Below are 21,013 nucleotides of genomic sequence, written 5' to 3' on the forward strand. Positions count from 1 at the left end.
GTGCTGCCATGAAGATCGTCGGCCTTCAGGTCATCCCGTTCGAGGCGGTCGTCGACCGAATCTCGTTCGGCCAGTTGACCACCGACTACCGGGTGATCCAGACGGTGACCAAGGTGCTCACCGACGAGGGGGCCGAGGGCTACTACTTCGGCGGTCATTTCCACGGGGATCAGGATGGCCTGCTGCCCGGGGACCAGGCGCTGATCGCCCAATTCCTGAGTCCCCTGCTCGCCGGCCAGGACCCGTTCGACCGGGCGGAAATCTGGCGTCAGCTATGGGCCGCCAAGCTTCCCGAAAACGTCTGCAGTGTCATCGATCTGGCCCTGTGGGATCTGGCGGGCCGGGTGGCCGGGCTGCCGGTGCGCAAGCTGCTCGGCGGCGCCCGCGACCGGGTCAAGGCCTATGCGAGCAGCTTCAACAACCTGGGTTCGCCCGAGCAGTACGCCGCTCACGCCGCGGAATGCCGCCGCCAGGGCTACCGCGCCTACAAGATCCACCCCTACCACTACTGGAACCCGGCGACGGGGGAGTTCGCGCTGCCCCGGCCGTCGTACGTGGACTGGGACATCCGGGTGTGCCGCGAGGTTCGCGCGGCCGTGGGCGACGAGATGGTGTTGATGTTCGACCCGTGGGGGACCTATCACACCTACGACGACGCGCTGCGCGTCGGCCGGGAGCTCGAACGGCTGGGCTTCTACTGGTATGAGCATCCGATGCCCGAGTACCGGGTCGAGTCCTACGCCAAGCTGGCCGGCGCGCTCGACATCCCCATCTGCTCACCCGAGATCGCGGAGGGCGGCATCTATACCCGGGCGGACTGGATCCTGCGCAACGCGTCCGACATCAGCCGCATCGACGTGCTGCGCGGCGGCATCACCGGCGTCATGAAGCTGGCCGGGATGTGCGAGGCCGTCGGCATGCGCTGCGAGTTGCACATGAGCGGCTTCGGCAACCTGGCGGTCCTCGGCGCCACGAGCGAAGACGTCTGCGAATACTACGAGCGCGGCCTGCTCGGGCCCGGCGCCCGCTACGACGCCGCCCCGCCCTACCTCGAGGCAGCCTGCGATCCACTCGGCCCGGACGGATTCGTCGACCTGCCGGCGGGCCCCGGGCTCGGCTACCAAATTCGGTGGGACTACATCGAAAGCCACCGGCTCCCCGACTCGACGGCTGAACCGGTCGCGCCGCTGCATCCGAGATAATGACGGGATGGCGTGCTGCGATGTCCCGATTCCCGCGGAGGACTGCGACGGGGCCTTCACCGTCGACGCGTCACGGGTGACCTTCGGGCGCGGCTGCCTCGCGGAGGTGGGCGATCGGGCGCGCGCTCTCGGGCTGCGGCGGGTGGCGTTGTTCACCGACACGGTCGTCGCCGCGCTGCCGGTCTTCGCGAAAACGCGCGACTCGCTCGTCGCCGCCGGCGTCGACGTCGTCGCCTACACCGACGTCCACGTCGAGCCCACCGACGCGTCGTTTCGGGACGCGGCGCGCTTCGCGCAGGAGTGCGACGCCGACGGCTACGTGTCGCTGGGTGGCGGCTCCGTGCTCGACACCTGCAAGGCCGCGAACCTGTACGCCACCCATCCCGCCGACTTCCTCGCCTACGTCAACGCCCCGATCGGCGAGGGCAAAGCAGTGCCCGGCCCACTCAGGCCGCACATCGCCTGCCCCACCACGGCGGGCACCGGCAGCGAGGTGACCGGCATCGCGATCTTCGACCTGGTGTCGCTGAAGGCCAAGACGGGCATCGCTTCGCACGCGCTGCGCCCCACCGAGGCCCTCGTCGACCCCGACTGCACCGCCAGCCTGCCGCCCGAGGTGGTCGCCTCGGCGGGCCTCGACGTGCTGTCCCACGCGCTGGAGTCCTACACGGCGCGGCCCTACCTGCGGCGGCGCGCGCCCGAGCGACCGAGCCAGCGGCCGATGAGCCAGGGCGCCAATCCGTGGAGCGACCTGGGCTGCCGCGAGGCGCTGCGCCTGCTGGGGCAGTTCCTGGAGCGCGCGACCAACGACGCCTCCGACCGCGAGGCCCGCGAGCAAATGATGTGGGCCGCAACGCTTGCGGGCATCGCGTTCGGCAACGCGGGCGTGCACGCGCCGCACGGCATGGCCTACGCGGTGGCGGGGCTGGTGCGCGACTTTCGGCCCGGGGGCTACCCGGCCGACGAGCCGCTGGTGCCGCACGGCATGGCCGTCATCCTCAACGCGCCGTCGTCGTTCCGCTTCACCGCGGCGGCGAATCCGGAGCGGCACCTGGAGGGGGCGCGGCTGCTCGGCGCCGACACGCGGGGCGCCGGCATCGAGGACGCGGGCGAGGTGCTCGCCGGCGAGCTCATCCGGATTATGCGGGCGGTGGGCATGCCGAACGGCCTGGGCGGCGTGGGCTACACCGACGACGACGCGGCGGCCCTGACCGAGGGCGCCTACCCCCAGCAGCGCCTGTTGCAGAACGCCCCGCGAGAGATGACCAAACCGGTTCTGGCGGACCTGTTTCGGCAGGCCATGCGGTACTGGTAGACCATGAGTTCAACGCCTTCGGACGACCTGACCAGCGCCGACTTCCCCGTGCTGTGGCCGGTGGGAACCCGGTGGGCCGACAACGACATGTTCGGCCACCTCAACAACGCGGTCTATTACCAGCTGTTCGACACCGCGATCAACGCCTGGATCAACACCAGCGTCGGGATCGACCCGCTCGCCACGCCCGCGCTGGGTATCGTCGCCGAGTCGGGCTGCCGCTACTTCTCCGAGTTGCATTTCCCGGAGGGCCTCACGGTGGGCCTCGCCGTGACGCGCCTCGGCCGCAGCAGCGTCACCTACCGGCTCGGCGTGTTCCGGTTGGGCGAAGGACCGCAGCCGATCACCGCGCTGGGCCACTGGGTGCACGTCTACGTCGACCGGACCAGCCGCAAACCGGTGCCGATCCCCGACGCCATCCGCGCGCTGCTGTCGACGGCCCGCGTGGATCAATAGCGCGGCCGGTCGCCCGATATGCTTGCGCCATGCCAGTTTTGAGCAAGACCGTCGAGGTCAGCGCCAACGCCGCGTCGATCATGGGCATCGTCGCCGATTTCGAGCGCTACCCAGAATGGAACCAGGAGATCAAGGGCCTGTGGGTGCTCGCCCGCTACGACGACGGGCGGCCCAGCCAGGTGCGGCTCGACGCCGATTACCAAGGCATGCAGGCCACCTTCATCCAGGCGATCTATTACCCGGGGGAGAACCAGATCCAGACGGTCCTGCAGCAGGGCGACCTGTTCACCAAGCAGGAGCAGCTGTTCAGTGCGGTGGACACCGGCATGTCGAGCCTGCTGACGGTGGACATGGACGTCGAGACGTCGATGCCGATTCCCGCGCCGATGGTGAAGTCGCTGGCCGGCAACGTGCTCGATCATCTCGCCGAAAACCTCAAGCAGCGCGCCGAGCAGCTGGCCGGCTGAGCGGGGCGCGGTTCAGTCGAAGACGCCGGCCCGGTTCAGCATCACGGTCAGCCGGGCCGCCGCGTCGGTGAACTGCCAGACCGTGTGCTCGACCACGGCGTGCGCGTCGCGCCGGCGCAGCGCCGCGATCAGCTCCCGGTGGTGGGCGACGGTGGCCGCGCCCCATTCGGGGTCCGCCGCGTACACCTCGGCCGGCATGTAGCGCGCGGCGTTCAGCAGGAACCACGCCAATTTGATCCGGCCGGCGGCCTGGTTGAAGACGCGGTGAAACGCGTGCTCGATGCCGGCGATGGTCGACGGCTCGCTGGATCCGACGGCCGTCTCGAGCGCGTTGTTGATGCGGTCCAGCTCGTCGATCTCGTCGTCGGTGACGTTGTCGGTGGCGGCGGCGGCCAGCTCCTTGGCGATCGTCGCCTGCAGCCAGAAGATGTCCTGGATGTCCTGCCGGCTCAGCGGCAGCACGACGTGGCCGCGGTGCGGCTCCAGCTGCACCATGCCCTCACCGCGCAGCTTCAGCAGGGCCTCGCGCACCGGCGTGACGCTGACCCCGAGTTCGGCGGCGGTCTCGTCGAGGCGGATGAACGTTCCCGGCCGCAGCGCCCCCGACATGATGGCCGCCCGCAGGTGACCCGCGACCTCGTCGGACAACTGCGCCCGGCGCAGTGGCCGGCGGGTCCTCGGCTGCGTCGATATCGGTGCGTTCACGCGAGCTGCCAGGGGTTTCGCCGAATTGGCGGGTCTTGTCTTTGCGGCACTAAAGCCATAATGTGACCCACACAACACCATGTTTTATCAAATATCAACCCGACGCAAGCGGTGCGCGAGGTGAAGGGGAGACAACAGTTGACCGCGCAATTGGCCAGCCAGCTGGCCCAAGCCACCGAGCAGCCGTACCTGGCCCGGCGGCAGAACTGGGTCAACCAACTCGAGCGGCACGCGATGATGCAACCCGCCGCGACGGCGCTGCGGTTCCTGGGCAACACGGTCACCTGGGAGGGCCTGCACAGCCGGGTCACGGCGCTGGCTGACGCGTTGAGTCGCCGGGGCGTCGGCTTCGGCGATCGGGTCATGATCCTGATGCTCAACCGCACCGAGTTCGTCGAGGCGGTGCTGGCCGTCAACGCGCTGGGCGCCATCGCGGTCCCGCTCAACTTCCGGCTCACCTCGGCCGAGATCGTCTTCCTGGTCGAGGACTGCGAGGCGCGGGTGCTGATCACCGAAGCGGTGCTCGCCCCGGTGGCCACCGGGGTGCGCGACATCCAGCCGATGCTGGACACCATCGTCGTCGCCGGAGCCGCGACCGACGAAGGCGTGTTCGGCTACGAAGACCTCATCAACGAGCCCGGCGATGGCCGGGACATCCCGGACATCCCGAACGATTCGCCGGCGCTGATCATGTACACCTCGGGCACCACCGGGCGGCCCAAGGGCGCGGTGCTGACCCACGCCAACCTGACCGGCCAGACGATGACCGGGCTGTACACCATGGGCGCCGACATTAATAACGACGTCGGTTTCGTCGGTGTCCCGTTCTTTCACATCGCCGGCATCGGGAACATGCTGACGTCGATGTTGCTCGGCATCCCGACCGTGATCTACCCGCTGGGCGCCTTCGACCCCGGCCAGCTGCTCGACGTGCTGGCGGCGGAGAAGGTCACCGGCCTCTTTCTGGTTCCGGCGCAGTGGCAGGCGGTGTGCGCCGAACAGCAGGCGCGGCCCCGCGATCTGAGGTTGCGGGTGATGTCATGGGGGGCCGCCCCGGCGACGGACGCGTTGCTGCGGGAGATGTCCGAAACCTTCCCCGGCACCCAGATCCTCGCCGCCTTCGGCCAGACCGAGATGTCGCCGGTCACCTGCATGCTGCTGGGCGACGACGCGATCCGGAAGCGCGGCTCGGTGGGCAAGGTGATCCCGACGGTCGCCGCGCGCGTCGTCGACGAAAACATGAACGACGTCCCCGTCGGCGAGGTGGGCGAGATCGTCTACCGCGCACCGACGTTGATGAGCGGCTACTGGAACAACCCCCAGGCCACCGCGGAGGCCTTCGCCGGTGGCTGGTTCCATTCCGGGGACCTGGTCCGGATGGACGAGGACGGCTACGTCTGGGTGGTCGACCGCAAGAAGGACATGATCATCTCCGGCGGCGAGAACATCTACTGCGCCGAGGTCGAGAACGTTCTGGCCGGCCATCCCCAGATCGTCGAGGTCGCCGTCATCGGCCGGGTCCACGAGAAGTGGGGCGAGGTGCCGATCGCGGTCGCGGCGGTCGCCGGCGAGGAGTTGCGGCTGGAGGACCTGCTCGAGTTCCTCGCCGAGCGGCTCGCGCGGTACAAGCATCCGAAGGCGCTCGAGATCGTCGAGGCACTGCCCCGCAATCCGGCCGGGAAGGTGCTCAAGACCGAGCTACGGGTTCGCTACGGGGCCGTCAATAAAACTGAAAGCGGTTCCGCGGCAATGGATTTGACCACTCAAGGGGAAGGTTGACGGAAACTGTAACGTTTGCCCGCTGTTGACGAAGGGTTAATTGTGCGGATGCAGTTCACACGCTCACGGCCATCGGGTACATTCCTGTGGTCTCCGTTACTACTTGCGGGTAGGGAGCCGATGGTCACAGACACATGGTCGGGGAGGGGTGGGGGTTCCCCCGACCGCGGGACGGAGAGGGGGCGACGCGTGCGACTCGTTTCGCTGCGGACCCCCGGGGCACACGATGTCGAGGTGAGGGGGAACCGGTGACTTCGACGACGGATCGTCCACACCTGGTCGGCTACCTGCGCGACCAGTTGGAGACGCCGCTGACGCTCATCGGTGGGTTCTTCCGGATGTGCGTTCTCACCGGTAAGGCGCTGTTGCGCTGGCCCTTCCAATGGCGCGAATTCGTCCTGCAGTGCTGGTTCATCATGCGGGTGGCGTTCCTGCCCACCATCTTTGTCTCGATCCCGCTGACCGTGCTGCTGATCTTCACCCTCAACGTGCTGCTCGCCCAGTTCGGCGCCGCGGACCTGTCCGGAGCCGGCGCCGCCATCGGCGCGGTCACCCAGCTCGGCCCGCTGACCACGGTGCTCGTGGTGGCCGGCGCCGGGTCCACCGCCATCTGCGCGGACCTCGGTGCCCGCACCATCCGCGAGGAGATCGACGCGATGGAGGTGCTCGGCATCGACCCGATCCACCGGCTGGTGGTGCCCCGGGTGATCGCCGCGACCCTGGTCGCCACGCTGCTCAACGGCCTGGTGATCACCGTGGGCCTGGTGGGCGGCTACCTGTTCGGGGTGTACCTGCAGAACGTGTCGGGCGGGGCCTATCTCGCCACTTTGACCACCATCACCGGCCTGCCCGAGGTGGTCATCGCGACGGTCAAGGCCGCGATGTTCGGGCTCATCGCCGGCCTGGTCGGCTGCTTCCGCGGCCTTACCGTGCGCGGCGGCTCCAAGGGCCTGGGCACCGCCGTCAACGAAACCGTGGTGCTCTGCGTGGTCGCGCTGTACGCGGTCAACGTGGTGCTGACGACCATCGGTGTGCGATTCGGAACGGGGCGCTGACATGTCGATCGGGACCGTGACGCGGGGCGTCCATCCCCGGTTCGTCGAGAATCTCAGCCGCTACGGCGGCGCGCTGGGCCGCGGCCTCGACGACGCCGGGCAGATGGCCTGGTTCGGCGCGGTGGCCCTTGGGCACATCCCGCACGCGCTGCGCAACTACCGCAAGGAGACGCTGCGACTCATCGCCCAGATCGGCATGGGCACCGGCGCGATGGCCGTCGTGGGCGGCACCGTCGCGATCGTCGGCTTCGTGACCCTGTCCGGTAGCTCGCTCGTCGCCATCCAGGGGTTCGCCTCGCTGGGCAACATCGGCGTCGAGGCGTTCACCGGCTTCTTCGCCGCGCTGATCAACGTGCGCATCGCCGCGCCCGTCGTCACCGGCATCTCGATGGCCGCCACCGTCGGCGCGGGCGCCACCGCGGAGCTGGGCGCCATGCGCATCAGCGAGGAGATCGACGCCCTCGAGGTGATGGGCATCAAGTCGATCTCGTTCCTGGCGACCACGCGGATCATGGCCGGGCTGGTGGTGATCATCCCGCTCTACGCGCTGGCGATGATCATGTCGTTCCTGTCCCCGCAGATCACCACGACGGTGCTGTACGGGCAGTCGCAGGGCACCTACGAGCACTACTTCCGGACGTTCCTGCGCCCCGACGACGTGTTCTGGTCGTTCGTGGAGGCCATCCTCATCACGGCCGTCGTGATGATCACCCACTGCTTCTACGGCTACAACGCCGGCGGCGGGCCCGTGGGCGTCGGCGAGGCCGTCGGCCGGTCGATGCGCTTCTCGCTGGTGTCGGTGCAGGTTGTGGTTCTGGCCGCCGCGTTGGCGCTCTACGGCGTCAACCCCAACTTCGCGTTAACGGTGTAGCCATGACGTCACCCGCCGGAAAGATCAACGCGCCCCGCAACCCGCCGTACAAGCTGGCCGGGATCGCGCTGATCGTCGCCGCGGCCGTGGCACTTGTCTTGGTGTACGGGCAGTTCCGGGGGGACTTCACCAAAAAGGAACACCTGACGATGGTGGCCAACCGGGCCGGCCTGGTCATGGATCCCGGCTCCAAGGTCACCTACAACGGAGTGGAGATCGGCCGGGTGGCCAAGATCTCCGAGATCGTCAAGGACGGCAAGCCGGCGGCCAAGTTCAGCCTCGACGTGTACCCGAGATACCTGAACCTGATCCCGGCCAACGTCACTGCCGACATCAAGGCCACCACGGTGTTCGGCGGTAAGTACGTGTCGCTGACGACACCGAAAAACCCGTCGGCGCAACGCATCTCACCGCAGACCGTGATCGACGCCAGGTCGGTGACGACGGAGATCAACACGCTGTTCCAGACCATCACCGAGATCGCGCAGCAGGTCGACCCGGTGAAGCTGAACCTGACGCTGAGCGCCGCGGCCCAATCGCTGGCCGGGCTCGGCGACCGGTTCGGGCAGTCGATCGTCAACGCCAACGCGGTCCTCGACGACGTAAACCCGCAGCAGCCCCAGGTTCGTCACGACATCCAGGCGCTGGCGGCTCTGGGCGACACCTACGCGAACGCCGCGCCGGATCTCATCGACTTCCTCAACAACGCGGTCGTCACCTCGCGCACGATCAACGCGCAGCAGAAAGACCTGGACCAGGCGTTGTTGTCGGCGGCCGGCTTCGGCAACACCGGCGCCGACATCTTCGAGAAGGGCGGGCCGTACCTGGCGCGCGGCGCCGCCGACCTGGTGCCGTCGGCCCAGCTGCTGGACACCTACAGTCCCGAGATCTTCTGCACCCTCCGCAACTATCACGACGTCGCACCCAAGGTCGCTTCATTCACCGGCGGCGGCAACGGCTATTCGCTGAATGACGAAGCCAAGCTGCTATCGGGGTTGGGGCTTACGCTGAACCCCACCTCGTTGGCGACCACCCTTGTGCTCGGGGTGGCCACGATGGGAGTCGGAAACCTGGCCGCGCTGGCCGGGCTGGCCGGCGGGGCGCCCAATCCCTACATCTATCCGGAAAACCTGCCGCGGGTGAACGCTCGCGGCGGACCGGGGGGCGCGCCGGGTTGCTGGCAGCACATCACCCACGACCTGTGGCCCGCCCCCGAGCTGGTGATGGATACCGGCAACAGCCTCGCCCCGTACAACCACCTCGAAGTCGGTTCGCCCTACGCGATCGAATACGTGTGGGGCCGTCAGGTAGGGGATAACACGATCAACCCATGAAAATCACCGGTACCCTCGTGCGACTCGGCATCTTCTCGCTGGTGCTGCTGCTGTTCACTGTGATGATCGTCGTGGTGTTCGGCCAGATGCGCTTCGACCGCACCACCGGGTACTCGGCCGAATTCACCAACGTCAGCGGGCTGCGGCAGGGCCAATTCGTCCGGGCCTCGGGGGTGGAGATCGGCAAGGTCGACTCGGTCGAGCTGGTCGATGGCGGCCGGCGGGCCCGGGTGAACTTCAACGTCGACCGCTCGATCCCGCTGTATCAGTCGACCACCGCCCAGATCCGCTACCTCGACCTGATCGGCAACCGGTACCTCGAGCTCAAACGCGGCGAGGGCGAGGGCGCCGACAAGGTGCTGCCGCCGGGCGGCTTCATCCCCGCTTCGCGGACCACGCCGGCGCTTGACCTCGACGCGCTCATCGGTGGATTCAAGCCGCTGTTCCGGGCACTGGACCCGCAGAAGGTCAACACCATCGCCACCGCGCTGGTCACCGTGTTTCAGGGGCAGGGCGGCACCATCAACGACATCCTGGATCAGACCGCGCAGCTGACCAATCAGCTCGGCGAGCGCGACCAGGCGATCGGCGAGGTGATCAAGAACCTCAACATCGTGCTGGACACCACGGTTCGGCATCGCCAGCAATTCGATCAGACCGTCAACAACCTGGAGGTGCTGATCACCGGGCTGAAGGGCCACTCCGACCAGCTGGCCGGCGGGACCGCGCACATCAGCAACGCCGCGGGCACGGTCGCCGACCTGCTGGCCGAGGACCGCGGGCTGCTGCACAGCACCATCAACTACCTCGACGCCGTCCAGCAGCCGCTCATCGATCAGCGTGAGCAGCTGAACGACTTCATCCACCGGGTCCCGACGGCGTTGAACATGATCGGGCGCACCATCGGTTCCTACGGCGACTTCGTCAACTTCTACGCGTGCGACATCAGCCTCAAGCTCAATGGGCTGCAGAGCGGTGGCCCAGTCCGCACGGTCCGGCTCTTCTCGCAGCCGACGGGTAGGTGCACGCCCCAATGAGAACCCTGGAACCCCCCAACCGGATGCGCATCGGCCTGATGGGCATCATCGTGACGCTCCTGGTCATCGGCGTCGGTCAAAGCTTCACGAGCGTGCCCATGCTGATGGCCAAGCCCCACTACTACGGTCAGTTCACCGACACCGGCGGCCTGAGCACCGGCGACAAGGTGCGCATCGCCGGCCTCGACGTCGGGAAGGTGGAAAGCCTCAAGATCGACGCCGACCACATCCTGGTCAAGTTCAACATCGGCACCGCAAGCATCGGCACCGAGAGCCGGCTGGCCATCAAGACCGACACCATCCTCGGCAAGAAGGTCCTCGAGATCGAGAACCGGGGCAACCACCGGCTGCGGCCCGGAGACGCGTTGCCGATCGGCCAGAGCACCACGCCATATCAGATCTACGACGCGTTCTTCGACGTGACCAAGGCCGCCCAGGGTTGGGACATCGACACGGTCAAGCAGTCACTTCATGTGCTCTCGGAGACGATCGATCAGACCTACCCGCACCTGAGCTCCGCGCTCGACGGCGTGGCCAGGTTCTCCGACACGATCGGCAAGCGCGACGAGGAGGTCAAACACCTTCTCGCGCAGGCCAATCAGGTGGCCGGCATCCTCGGTGACCGCAGCGACCAGATCGACCGGCTGCTGGTCAACGCGAAGGTGTTGCTGGCCGCCTTCAACGAGCGCGGCCAGGCCATCAACGCGCTGCTGAGCAACATCTCGGCCTTCTCCGAACAGATCAAGGGCTTCATCAACGACAACCCCAACCTGAACCACGTGCTCGAACAGCTGCGCACGGTCAGCGACATCCTGGTCGAGCGCAAGGACGATCTCGCCACCGGTTTCACCGAGGTCGGCAAGTTCCTCCCGTCGTTGAACGAGGCCATCGCGTCGGGACCGTACTTCAAAGTGGTCCTGCACAACCTGGCGCTGCCGCAGATTCTCCAGCCATGGGTGGACGCGGCCTTCAAGAAGCGCGGAATCGACCCGGAGAACTTCTGGCGCAGCGCGGGCCTGCCGGAATTCCGGTGGCCCGACCCGAACGGCACCCGGTTGCCCAACGGCGCGCCGCCGCCGGCGCCGCCGGTGCTGGAGGGCACGCCGGATCATCCCGGGCCGGCCGTGCCGCCGGGGTCGCCGTGCTCGTACACGCCGGCCAATCCGGGTGGCAACGTCACCGTCGGCGACGAGGGACTGCCGCGGCCGTGGAATCCGCTGCCCTGCGCGGGCGCGAGCGTCGGCCCGTTCGGCGGCCCCGGTTTCCCCGCCCCCGTCGACGTCGCGACGTCGCCGCCGAACCCCGACGGTCTGCCGCCCACCCCGGGCATCAACATCGCGGGCCGGCCGGGTGACCCGCCCCCGAACGTTCCGGGCACGCCGGTGCCGCTGCCGACGCAAGCGCCGCCGGGCGCGCGCACCGAGAACCTGGGACCGGCCGGCCCGACGCCGCCCCCGTCGACGTTCGCGCCGGGCCTGCCGCCGGGTCCGCCGGCGCCGCCCGGGCCGGGCAACCAGCTGCCGGCGCCGTTCATCAACCCCGGCGGCACGGGAGGTAGCGGCATCACTGGAGGTAGCCAGAATTGAGCACCATCTTTGATGTCCGCAACATCCGGCTGCCGAGGCTCTCCCGGACGACGGTGATCATCGGCTCGCTGGTGATCGTGCTGGCCCTGGTGCTCGGGTACGCCGGATGGCGGCTCTACGAGAAGCTGACCAACAACACCGTCGTCGCCTACTTCCCGGCCGCGAACGCGCTCTACCCGGGCGACAAGGTGCAGATCATGGGGCTGCGGGTGGGTGCGATCGACAAGATCGAGCCGGCCGGCGACAAGATGAAGGTCACCTTCCACTACGAGAACAAGTACAAGGTGCCGGCCAGTGCGTCGGCGGTGATCCTCAACCCCACGCTGGTCGCCTCGCGCGCGATCCAGCTGGAGCCGCCCTACAAGGGCGGTCCGGTGCTCGCCGACAACGCGGTGATCCCCGAGGACCGCACCCAGGTGCCGGTGGAGTGGGACACCCTGCGCAACAGCATCACCAACATCATCTCCAAGCTCGGTCCCACGCAAGAGCAGCCGAAGGGCCCGTTCGGTGAGGTCATCGAGTCCTACGCGAACGGGCTGGCCGGCAAGGGCAAGCAGATCAACAACACGCTGAACAGCCTGTCGCAGGCGCTGACCGCGCTCAATGAGGGGCGCGGCGACTTCTTCGCGGTGGTGCGCAGCCTGGCGCTGTTCGTCAACGCGCTGCACGCCGACGATCAGCAGTTCGTCGCGCTGAACCAGAACCTGGCGGACGTCACCGGCCGGCTCGCGAGCTCCGACGGCGCGCTGGCCGATGCGGTACAGCAGTTCGACAGCCTGCTCAAGACCGTGCGGCCCTGGCTCGACCAGAACCGTGAGGTGCTGACCCACGACGTCAACAACCTGGCGACCGCGACGAACGCGCTGCTGCAACCCGATTCGCTCAACGGGATAGAAACCGCGCTGCACGTGCTGCCGACGGCCGCGGCGAACATCAACCAGATCTACCACCCGACGCACGGTTCTGTTGTCGCCATCCCGGCCATCACCTTCGCCAACCCGATGCAGTTCATCTGCAGCTCGATTCAGGCCGGCAGCCGGCTGGGATACCAGGAGTCCGCCGAACTCTGCGCGCAATACCTGTCGCCGATCCTCGACGCGATCAAGTTCAACTACCTGCCCTTCGGCTTGAACACGGGCAACACCGCCGAGACGCTGCCCAAGGACGTCGCCTACTCCGAGCCGCGGCTGCAGCCGCCGCCGGGCTACAAGGACACCACCGTCCCGGGGATCTGGGTGCCGGATGGGCCGTTGTCGCACCGCAACACCCAGCACGGCTGGATCGTCGCGCCGGGCATGCAGGGGCAGCAGGTGGGGCCGATCACGGCGGGCCTGATGACGCCCGATTCGTTGGCCGAGCTGATGGGCGGCCCCAACATCGAGCCGGTGCAATCGAACCTGCAGACCCCGCCGGGGCCGCCGAACGCCTACGACCAAAACCCGATCCTGCCGCCGATCGGTCTGAATGCCCCAGTGCCGATCCAGCCGCCACCGCCGGGGCCGGACGTGGCCCCGGGACCGGTCGCCCCGACGCCCGCGCCGGTGGACGCGCCGGCGCCCAACGCGGGCGGGCCGCCGGTTCCGGCTAACTTCGGGGGTGGCCAGTGACTGCGACGCGGGTGATCCGCCTGATTCGCCATCGGGCCTGGCAGGCGCTGGTATTCCTGGTGGCCGCGCTGGTACTGAGCTCGTGCGGCTGGCGCGGGATCTCCAACGTGGAGATCCCCGGCGGGCCGGGCAGCGGCAGCGGGTCCTACACGGTCTACGTGCAGATGCCGGACACGCTGGCGATCAACGGCAATAGCAAGGTGATGGTCGCCGACGTGTTCGTCGGCTCGATCAGGTCCATCAACCTCAAGAACTGGGTGGCCACCCTGACGCTCGGCATCGACAAGAACGTCAAGCTGCCGAAGAACGCCACCGCCAAAATCGGCCAGACTTCGCTGCTGGGTTCACAGCACGTGGAACTGGCCGCCCCGCCCAACCCGTCGCCGGAACTGCTCAAGGACGGCGACACCATTCCGCTGAAGAATTCGACGGCGTTTCCCACCACCGAGCAGACGCTGGCCAGCCTGTCGCTGATCCTGCGCGGTGGCGGCATCCCGAACCTGGAGGTGCTGCAGAACGAGGTCTTCAACATCTTCAACGGGCGGGGGAACCAGATCCGGGCCTTCCTGGGCAAGCTGGACACCTTCGTCACCCAGGTCAACCAGCAGCGCGATGACATCACCCACGCCATCGACTCCACCAACCGGCTGTTGATGTACGTCGGTGGCCGGGCGGACGTGCTGGATCGGGCGTTGACCGACATCCCGCCGCTGATCAAGCATTTCGCCGACACCAAGCAGTTGCTGATCAACGCCGTCGACTCGGTTGGACGGCTCAGCCAGGCCGCCGACCAGTACCTGTCGGAGGCGCGCGGGCCCCTGCACCAGGACCTGCAGTACCTGCAATGCCCGCTGAGAGAGCTCGGCCGAGCCTCGCCGTACCTGATCGGCGCGCTGAAGTTGATCCTCACGCAGCCCTACAACATCGACACCATTCCGAAGTTGATGCGCGGCGACTACCAGAACGTGTCGCTGACACTCGACGTGACCTACAGCTCGATCGACAACGCGTTCCTCACCGGTACCGGATTGTCGGGTGCGTTGCGGGCGCTCGAGCAGTCGTACGGGCGCGACCCGGAGACGATGATCCCCGATGTCCGCTACACGCCGAACCCCAACAACGCGCCCGGCGGACCGCTGGTGGAGAGGGCGGACAAGCAATGCTGACCCCCTTCATCAGGCGCCAGCTGATCGCCTTCGGGATCCTGACGGTGGTCTCGATCCTGGTGCTGGGTATCTACTACCTGCAGCTCCCGAGCCTGGTGGGCATCGGGAGGTACACGCTCAAGGCGGACCTGCCCGCGTCGGGCGGGCTGTATCCCACGGCCAACGTGACCTATCGCGGCATCACCATCGGCAAGGTCACCGACGTCGAGCCGACCGAATCGGGCGCCAAGGCGACGATGAGCATCGACAGCCGCTACAAGATCCCGGTCGACGCGGTCGCCAATGTGCACTCGGTGTCGGCGGTCGGTGAGCAGTATCTCGACCTGGAGTCGACCGGCAACCCGGGCAAGGACTTCGCCGAGGGCCAGACGATCACCAAGGGCACGGTTCCGGCCGAGATCGGGCCGGCGCTGGACACCGCCAACCGGGGCCTCGCCGTGCTGCCCAAGGACAAGATCGGCCAGCTGCTCGACGAGACGGCGCAATCCGTCGGCGGGTTGGGGCCCGCCCTGCAGCGGTTGGTGGACTCCACGCAGGCGATCGTCGGTGACTTCAAGACGAACATCACCAACGTCAACGACATCATCCAGAACTCCGGGCCGATCCTGGACAGCCAGGTCAATTCCAATGCCGCGATCGAGCGCTGGGCGCGCAACCTGAACGACCTGTCCGCGCAGGCCGCGCGCGAGGACAGTCATGTGCGCAGCGTGCTGCGCCAGGCGGCGCCGACCGCCGATCAGGTCAATGAGGTGTTCAGCGACGTCCGCGACTCGTTGCCGCAGACGCTGGCCAACCTCGAGGTCGTGTTCGACCTGCTCAAGCGCTACCACACCGGCGTGGAGCAGGTGCTGGTGTTCTTGCCGCAGGGTGCCTCGATCGCGGAAACGGTCGCCGCGCCGTTCCCGAACCAGGCCGCACTCGACATCGCGCCGTCGATCAACCAGCCGCCGCCGTGCCTGACCGGTTTCCTCCCGGCGTCGGAGTGGCGATCCCCGGCGGACACCAACCTGGTGCCTTTGCCGTCGGGCACGTACTGCAAGATCCCGATGGACCAACCGGCCAACAGCGTGCGCGGATCGCGCAACATCCCGTGTACCGACGTCCCCGGCAAGCGGGCGGCGACGCCGCGGGAGTGCCGCGACCCCAGGCCCTACGTCCCGGCGGGTACCAACCCCTGGTACGGCGACCCGAACCAGATCCTGACCTGCCCGGCGCCCGCGGCGCGCTGCGATCAATCGGTGCGGCCGGGCATGGTGATCCCGGCGCCGACGGTCGACACCGGCCTGAACCCGGCGCCCTCGGACCGGGTCGCGGGCACGCCGCCGCCGACCAGCGACCCATTGTCGCGGCCGGGCAACGGCACGGTGCAGTGCAACGGCCAGCAGCCCAACCCGTGTGTCTACACTCCGAGCGGGCCCCCCGTTGCCATGTACAGTCCGCAGAGCGGTGAGCTGGTGGGGCCCGATGGGGTGAAATACTCCGTCGAGAACTCGACCAAAACAGGAGACGACGGATGGAAGGAGATGCTGGCGCCGGCCGGCTGAACCCCCAACCCATGCCGAGGTTTCGTCGACTGCGCAGGCCCTCCCAGAGATCGAGTCCGAAGAGCCATCAGGAGCCGGCGGCTGCTGACGACGAGACCACCACGCAGCTGACGGACGAGGAATCGCCCGAAACCGAAGCCGAAGCCGAGGCGACCGGCCCCGCGGCACCCGAGTCTGAGCCCGAACCCGAGGCAGAGCCCGAGGCCGAGGCCGTCGCTGAAACGGAAGCCGAAACCGAGGCCGTCGCCCCGGACGCCGAGCGCCGTCCCTCGCGCCTTGGCCGCGGGTGGCTGTCCGGCATCGCCGCCGCGCTCGTGCTGCTCGCCGCCGGCGTCGGGGCCGGTGGCTACTTCGCGCTGCGCTATCACCACGAGAGCCAGGTCATCGCGCGCAACGACGCCGCCGCGCTCAAGGCGGCGGTGGATTGTGTGTCGGCGACCCAGGCGCCCGACACCACCGCCATGGCCCAGAGTGAGCAGAAGATCATCGAGTGCGGCACCGACGCGTTCCGCTCCCAGGCGCTGCTGTACACCAACATGATCGTGCAGGCCTATCAGGCCGCGAACATCCACGTTCAGGTCGCCGACGTGCGGGCCGCGGTGGAGCGCAACAACGACGACGGTTCGATCGACGTGCTCGTCGCGATGCGCGTCAAGGTGGCCAGCGATCAGTCGCAAAAGGAAACCGGGTACCGCCTGCGGGTGAAGATGGCCTTCGCCGAGGGGCAGTACCGGATATCCAAGCTCGACCAGGTGACGAAGTGACGGTGGTGGTCGAAAAGACCCCGACCACCGCGGCCCTACCGGAGTCACCGCGGGATGCCTTGGCCCCCTGGCACGTTCGTGCGGCCGCGGTCGCCGTCGACGCCCTACCGTGCATCGCCGTGGCGGTGACCGCGGCATTGGTGGCCTGGACCGTGGATCAGCATCCGGTTTGGTGGTGGGTCTGCGTCTCGGTCGCCGGGCTGGCCATCCTGCTGATGTTGGTCAACCGGTTGCTGCTGCCGACCGTCATGGGCTGGAGCCTGGGACGCGGGCTGTTCGGAGTCGAGGTGGTGCGCCGTGACGGCGCGGCCATCGGGCCGTGGGGATTGCTGCTGCGCGAGCTGGCGCACCTGCTTGACACGGTGTCGGTGGTGGGATGGCTTTGGCCGCTGTGGGATTCGCGCCGCCGCACCTTCGCCGACATGTTGCTGGGCACCGAGGTGCGTCGGGTCGAATCCGATGAGGAGCTGCCCGACTTGCGGCGCTGGACCGCGGTGGCGGTCCTGACCGCGGCGCTGTTGTGTGTCAGCGGCGCCGCCGTGAGTTACCTGGTGGTGTACTCCCGCGACCGGGCGAGCGATCAAACCAGGGCCGAGATCGCAACGCAGGGGCCCAAGATCGTGGCGCAGATGTTGACGTACGACCCGAAGTCGTTGCGCGACGACTTCGCTCGAGCCCGGTCGCTGGCGACCGACAAGTACCGGGGTCAGCTGGCGGCGCAGCAGGACGTGGTCCAGAAGGGCAATCCCGTCATCAACGAGTACTGGTCGTCCGACGGGTCGGTCCAATCCGCCACGCCGGACCGCGCGACGATGCTGCTATTCCTGCAGGGCAGGAGGGGCGTGGGGCCCGACGAACGCCCGATCAGCGCAACCGTTCGGGTGGAATTCGCCAAAGGCGCGGACCAACATTGGCGCGTCGACGACCTCACCGTACTGACCAGGCCGAAACCGCCCGGGAACGGAAAATGAGCCCCCGCCGCAGGTTTGAGCCCGGCGAGGAATCGCTGCTGATCGCGCGTCCGGTGCCGCCAGGGCGGCCCTGGTGGCAGCCGGCGGCCGGCGCGGTCGCCGCGGTGCTGATGGTCGCGGCGATCGCGGCGTGCACCCTGATGCTGATCGCGCATCAGTCACGCGTGCGCGCTGCCGCCAAGGAGCGCGAGGTGCTCAGCTATGTGTCGGGATTCATGGTGCAGTTCACCTCCATCGACCCCTTTCACGCCAACGACTACGTGACGCGGGTAATGGCCCAAGCCACCGGTGATTTCGCCAAGCAGTACCACGAAAAGGCGAACGAGATCCTGCTTCAGGTGGCCCGCGCCGAGCCCGCGACCGGCGCCGTCCTCGGCGCGGGCCTGGAGCGGTGGAACGACGACGGCACCGCCACCGTGATGGTGGCCACCGACGTGACCTCCAAGTCGCCGGATGAAAAGCAGGTATTCGACAACACCAACCGTTGGATGGCAACCGTCACGCAGGAAGGGAATCAGTGGAAGATCAGCAACCTGATACAGGTGATCTGACCGCCGACGTGGCAACGACGGAAGATGCCACGGACGGGGACGTCGAAGCGGCCGAAGCCGCCGACACCGCCGAAGCGGTCGAGGGCGACGAAACCGCCGATGCCACAACCGAATCCGCCGGTGACGGCGCGACGGAAGCCAAAACAAAGCGCCCCCGACGCAAGATCCTGGCCGGCAAGCGGCTGGCCATCGCCGTCGTGGTGGCCGCCGCGCTGTTCGTCGGCTCCGCCGCGTTCGCGGGTGCGGCGGTGCAGCCGTACCTGACCGACCGCGCCGCGGCCGCAACGAAATTGAAGGTGGCGCGCACCGCGGCCAACGCGATCACCGCGCTGTGGACCTATACCCCGGAGAACATGGACGGCCTCGCCGATCGCGCGGCGGTCTACCTCAGCGGCGACTTCGAGGCCCAGTACCGCAAGTTCGTCGACGCGATCGTGGGGCCGAACAAGCAGGCCAAGGTGACCAACACCACCGAGGTGACCGGCGCGGCGGTCGAGTCGCTGGACGACCCGAACGCCGTCGTCATCGTGTACACCAACACCACGTCCACCAGCCCGCTGACCAAGAACATCCCGTCGCTGAAGTACTTGTCCTACCGGTTGTTCATGAAGCGCGCAGGCGGCCACTGGCTGGTGACGAGGATGACGACCATCACCTCGCTGGACCTGACGCCGCACGTATAGCGCGGATCCCCACTCACCCATGCCCGTTGCGTCGCCGGTCTCCGATCGCTCGACCGTCGCGGCGCTGCTGTTGCTGACCTTCGCCACCGGCCTCGCGGACGCGATCAGCATCCTGGTCCTCGGTCACGTCTTTGTGGCGAACATGACCGGCAACGTGATCTTCCTCGGCTTCTGGCTGGCCCCGAGAACCAGCATCGACCTGACGGCGGTCGTGGTGGCGTTGCCCACCTTTGTCTGCACCACGATCGTCAGCGGCCGGCTGGCAAGGCATTTCGACCGACGGACCCGGTCCTGGATCAGCACGGTGCTGGCAACCGAAATCGTGTTGCTGGTGGCCCTGTCGATTCTGGCCGGCGCCGGCGTGCTGCACTACCACGACAACACCAAGCTGATCATGATCGGCCTGCTGGCGGTGACCTTCGGTCTGCAGCACTCGAGCGCGCGCCAGTTCGGCATCCAGGAACTCTCCACCACCGTGCTCACGTCGACCATCGTCAGCCTCGGCCTGGACAGCCATCTGGCCGGCGGCACGGGCGAACGCGAAAAGCTGCGGTTCAGTGTCGTTTTCACGATGTGTGCGGGAGCCCTGGTGGGCGCGACGATGTCGCGATTCGTCGTCGCCCCGGTGTTCGCCGTCACGGCGGCGGTGGTGGCGGCCAGCCTGCTGATGTTCCGCTTCGGCCCGAAGGCCACCGACGGTTAGCGGCGATCGCGAGGGCGGCGAAGCCGGGCGAGGCGGGTCGCTGCCATCAAAGGCTAGTTGAAGGCCAGCCAGCTGGGCAGGGCGCGCTCGTGGGAGTCGCAGAGCACCTCCCGGGTGTCGCACGATCCCCTCGGGGAGCCGGCGCCGGCCCACATCCCGCCGGTGTCACGGCGCAGCACGATCGCCGACGAGCCGCCGCCGTCCAGCAGGACGGCGGTGTCGCTGCCCAGGCCGCGGAACAGGTCCTGGATGTTGTCCGGCGTGTAGCTGCCGCCCTCGAAGATGTACATCTCGTCCCGCTGCTTCACGTAGGCCAGGGCCGTTCGCGCCGCGCTGGGCCCGCCGTCGTTGAGCTGCCCCGTCTTGCCGGGAGACAGCAGGCCGATTCCCGACACCGCGACGAACCGCTCGTTGCGGTTCAGCAGGTCGGCGACCACCGGGGTGGCGACGTCGTAGTCCTGAGGGTTCTTGGCGCGCAACACATATGGCGCGCCGCCCGCCGGCAGGATCATCGTCGAAAGCGCGCTCCAGCTCTCACCCCCGCCGGACAGGCCCTGCTTGCCCGGGTACGCGACGGTGCCGGTGACCGCCTGGTTCGCCCGGCCCTGGCCGTGCGTGTTGTCGACGAACGCGCCCAGCGGTGAGCTGCAGCCGGTCTGGCGCCAGGACCCGCCCTTCTGAGGGCGGATGTCAAAGAAGTTGGCGTTGATCGCGATCGTCGGCTGCCCCATCCGCTGCCACGCCTGCAGGGGCGCGTACACCTCCGAGGCCTGCCACAGCCCCTCGCCGGTGCGCGCACCGGGATTGTTCTCGCAGCGCGCCTGGTCGCCCTGGTGGCTGTCCACCAGCAGGTGCGGCGCGAGCCGGCCCGAGGCGTTCTTGATGACCATCAGGTGCCCGCCGTTGTTCATCTCGTACCAGCTGCCGCCGGCGTTGAGCATCGGCGTGGGGTGGCCGGGCCCGAAGTTGTAGACCAGGTACGAGCCCTTGGTGGTCTCGATGGCGCCGGCGAGCAGGTCGCGGCCGTCAGCCGCGCGGGCGACGGGCTGGCCCGTGGTGCTGGCCAGCACCGCGCACGCGACCACGGCGGTGCAGCAGGCCGCCAGCCGGCGCAAGCTGGCGAGGGGCGTCAGCACGATGGACCTTTCGGCACTGATGGCTATGCAACATCAATAGCATCAGTCACACCAGTCACACTGTCAATTTCGATAACGAAC

At 67.9% G+C, this 21,013-nt stretch carries 20 protein-coding genes; 18 read left to right on the plus strand and 2 right to left on the minus strand.

The window, feature by feature from the left end; translation table 11 throughout:
• The first annotated feature begins 8 nt into the window (after window positions 1-8).
• From AC5Y7V_RS02875 to AC5Y7V_RS02890, 4 genes are read left to right on the plus strand one after another with little or no spacing between them, the layout of a single operon-like run.
• Window positions 9-1,202 carry an enolase C-terminal domain-like protein gene (locus tag AC5Y7V_RS02875; RefSeq protein ID WP_499878530.1) on the plus strand — a complete coding sequence of 398 codons (1,194 nt, stop codon included), beginning with the start codon at window positions 9-11 and terminating at the stop codon, window positions 1,200-1,202.
• 7 nt (window positions 1,203-1,209) lie between these two features.
• Entirely contained in the window at window positions 1,210-2,517 is a 1,308-nt protein-coding gene (locus tag AC5Y7V_RS02880; protein ID WP_499878531.1) for a hydroxyacid-oxoacid transhydrogenase, read from the plus strand.
• A 3-nt stretch (window positions 2,518-2,520) separates the two neighbouring features.
• The gene (locus AC5Y7V_RS02885; protein WP_499878532.1) at window positions 2,521-2,973 is read left to right on the plus strand and encodes an acyl-CoA thioesterase; all 453 of its coding nucleotides are present in this window, start codon (window positions 2,521-2,523) and stop codon (window positions 2,971-2,973) included.
• 29 nt (window positions 2,974-3,002) lie between these two features.
• Window positions 3,003-3,440, plus strand: coding sequence for an SRPBCC family protein (locus AC5Y7V_RS02890; protein ID WP_499878533.1), 438 nt, complete (start codon window positions 3,003-3,005; stop codon window positions 3,438-3,440).
• Between the two features lie 12 nt (window positions 3,441-3,452).
• Here AC5Y7V_RS02890 and AC5Y7V_RS02895 read toward each other — a convergent pair whose 3' ends face one another.
• Entirely contained in the window at window positions 3,453-4,145 is a 693-nt protein-coding gene (locus AC5Y7V_RS02895) for a GntR family transcriptional regulator (protein WP_499878534.1), read from the minus strand.
• A gap of 138 nt (window positions 4,146-4,283) precedes the next feature.
• On the opposite strand from AC5Y7V_RS02895, the gene fadD5 reads away from it, so the two are divergent.
• From fadD5 to AC5Y7V_RS02965, 14 genes are all read left to right on the plus strand, one after another.
• Window positions 4,284-5,924 carry a fatty-acid--CoA ligase FadD5 gene (gene fadD5, locus AC5Y7V_RS02900; RefSeq protein ID WP_499878535.1) on the plus strand — a complete coding sequence of 547 codons (1,641 nt, stop codon included), beginning with the start codon at window positions 4,284-4,286 and terminating at the stop codon, window positions 5,922-5,924.
• A gap of 248 nt (window positions 5,925-6,172) precedes the next feature.
• A complete protein-coding gene (locus AC5Y7V_RS02905; protein WP_499878536.1) occupies window positions 6,173-6,979 on the plus strand; it encodes an MlaE family ABC transporter permease in 807 nt (268 codons plus the stop codon).
• Window position 6,980: 1 nt separating this feature from the next.
• The gene (locus tag AC5Y7V_RS02910) at window positions 6,981-7,850 is read left to right on the plus strand and encodes an MlaE family ABC transporter permease (protein ID WP_499878537.1); all 870 of its coding nucleotides are present in this window, start codon (window positions 6,981-6,983) and stop codon (window positions 7,848-7,850) included.
• A 2-nt stretch (window positions 7,851-7,852) separates the two neighbouring features.
• Complete coding sequence (locus AC5Y7V_RS02915; protein ID WP_499878538.1) at window positions 7,853-9,184, plus strand: MCE family protein; 1,332 nt, start codon at window positions 7,853-7,855, stop codon at window positions 9,182-9,184.
• Entirely contained in the window at window positions 9,181-10,221 is a 1,041-nt protein-coding gene (locus AC5Y7V_RS02920; protein ID WP_499878539.1) for a virulence factor Mce family protein, read from the plus strand. The genes AC5Y7V_RS02915 and AC5Y7V_RS02920 overlap by 4 nt, the downstream gene beginning before the upstream one ends.
• Window positions 10,218-11,807 (plus strand): virulence factor Mce family protein, encoded by a 1,590-nt coding sequence (locus AC5Y7V_RS02925; RefSeq protein ID WP_499878540.1) that lies wholly within the window; start codon window positions 10,218-10,220, stop codon window positions 11,805-11,807. Before AC5Y7V_RS02920 ends, AC5Y7V_RS02925 begins: the two co-directional genes overlap by 4 nt.
• On the plus strand, window positions 11,804-13,414 hold the full coding sequence (locus AC5Y7V_RS02930; protein ID WP_499878541.1) for a virulence factor Mce family protein: 1,611 nt from the start codon (window positions 11,804-11,806) through the stop codon (window positions 13,412-13,414). The genes AC5Y7V_RS02925 and AC5Y7V_RS02930 overlap by 4 nt, the downstream gene beginning before the upstream one ends.
• Window positions 13,411-14,580 (plus strand): virulence factor Mce family protein, encoded by a 1,170-nt coding sequence (locus AC5Y7V_RS02935; protein WP_499878542.1) that lies wholly within the window; start codon window positions 13,411-13,413, stop codon window positions 14,578-14,580. The genes AC5Y7V_RS02930 and AC5Y7V_RS02935 overlap by 4 nt, the downstream gene beginning before the upstream one ends.
• A complete protein-coding gene (locus tag AC5Y7V_RS02940; RefSeq protein WP_499878543.1) occupies window positions 14,574-16,124 on the plus strand; it encodes a virulence factor Mce family protein in 1,551 nt (516 codons plus the stop codon). The genes AC5Y7V_RS02935 and AC5Y7V_RS02940 overlap by 7 nt, the downstream gene beginning before the upstream one ends.
• A complete protein-coding gene (locus AC5Y7V_RS02945) occupies window positions 16,094-16,888 on the plus strand; it encodes an Rv1363c family protein (protein WP_499878544.1) in 795 nt (264 codons plus the stop codon). The genes AC5Y7V_RS02940 and AC5Y7V_RS02945 overlap by 31 nt, the downstream gene beginning before the upstream one ends.
• Entirely contained in the window at window positions 16,885-17,859 is a 975-nt protein-coding gene (locus AC5Y7V_RS02950) for an RDD family protein (RefSeq protein WP_499878545.1), read from the plus strand. The genes AC5Y7V_RS02945 and AC5Y7V_RS02950 overlap by 4 nt, the downstream gene beginning before the upstream one ends.
• Window positions 17,856-18,410: an Rv1363c family protein gene (locus tag AC5Y7V_RS02955; protein ID WP_499878546.1), complete on the plus strand. Its 555-nt coding sequence runs from the start codon at window positions 17,856-17,858 to the stop codon at window positions 18,408-18,410. The genes AC5Y7V_RS02950 and AC5Y7V_RS02955 overlap by 4 nt, the downstream gene beginning before the upstream one ends.
• Window positions 18,377-19,093, plus strand: coding sequence for an Mce protein (locus tag AC5Y7V_RS02960; RefSeq protein ID WP_499878547.1), 717 nt, complete (start codon window positions 18,377-18,379; stop codon window positions 19,091-19,093). The genes AC5Y7V_RS02955 and AC5Y7V_RS02960 overlap by 34 nt, the downstream gene beginning before the upstream one ends.
• Window positions 19,094-19,112: 19 nt before the next feature.
• Window positions 19,113-19,796 carry a YoaK family protein gene (locus tag AC5Y7V_RS02965; RefSeq protein ID WP_499878548.1) on the plus strand — a complete coding sequence of 228 codons (684 nt, stop codon included), beginning with the start codon at window positions 19,113-19,115 and terminating at the stop codon, window positions 19,794-19,796.
• 53 nt (window positions 19,797-19,849) lie between these two features.
• Here the strand turns inward: AC5Y7V_RS02965 and AC5Y7V_RS02970 are convergent, their stop codons facing one another.
• Window positions 19,850-20,959: a phosphodiester glycosidase family protein gene (locus tag AC5Y7V_RS02970; protein ID WP_499878906.1), complete on the minus strand. Its 1,110-nt coding sequence runs from the start codon at window positions 20,957-20,959 to the stop codon at window positions 19,850-19,852.
• Window positions 20,960-21,013: the final 54 nt, after the last annotated feature.

The organism is Mycobacterium sp. NGS34 (assembly GCF_059812845.1).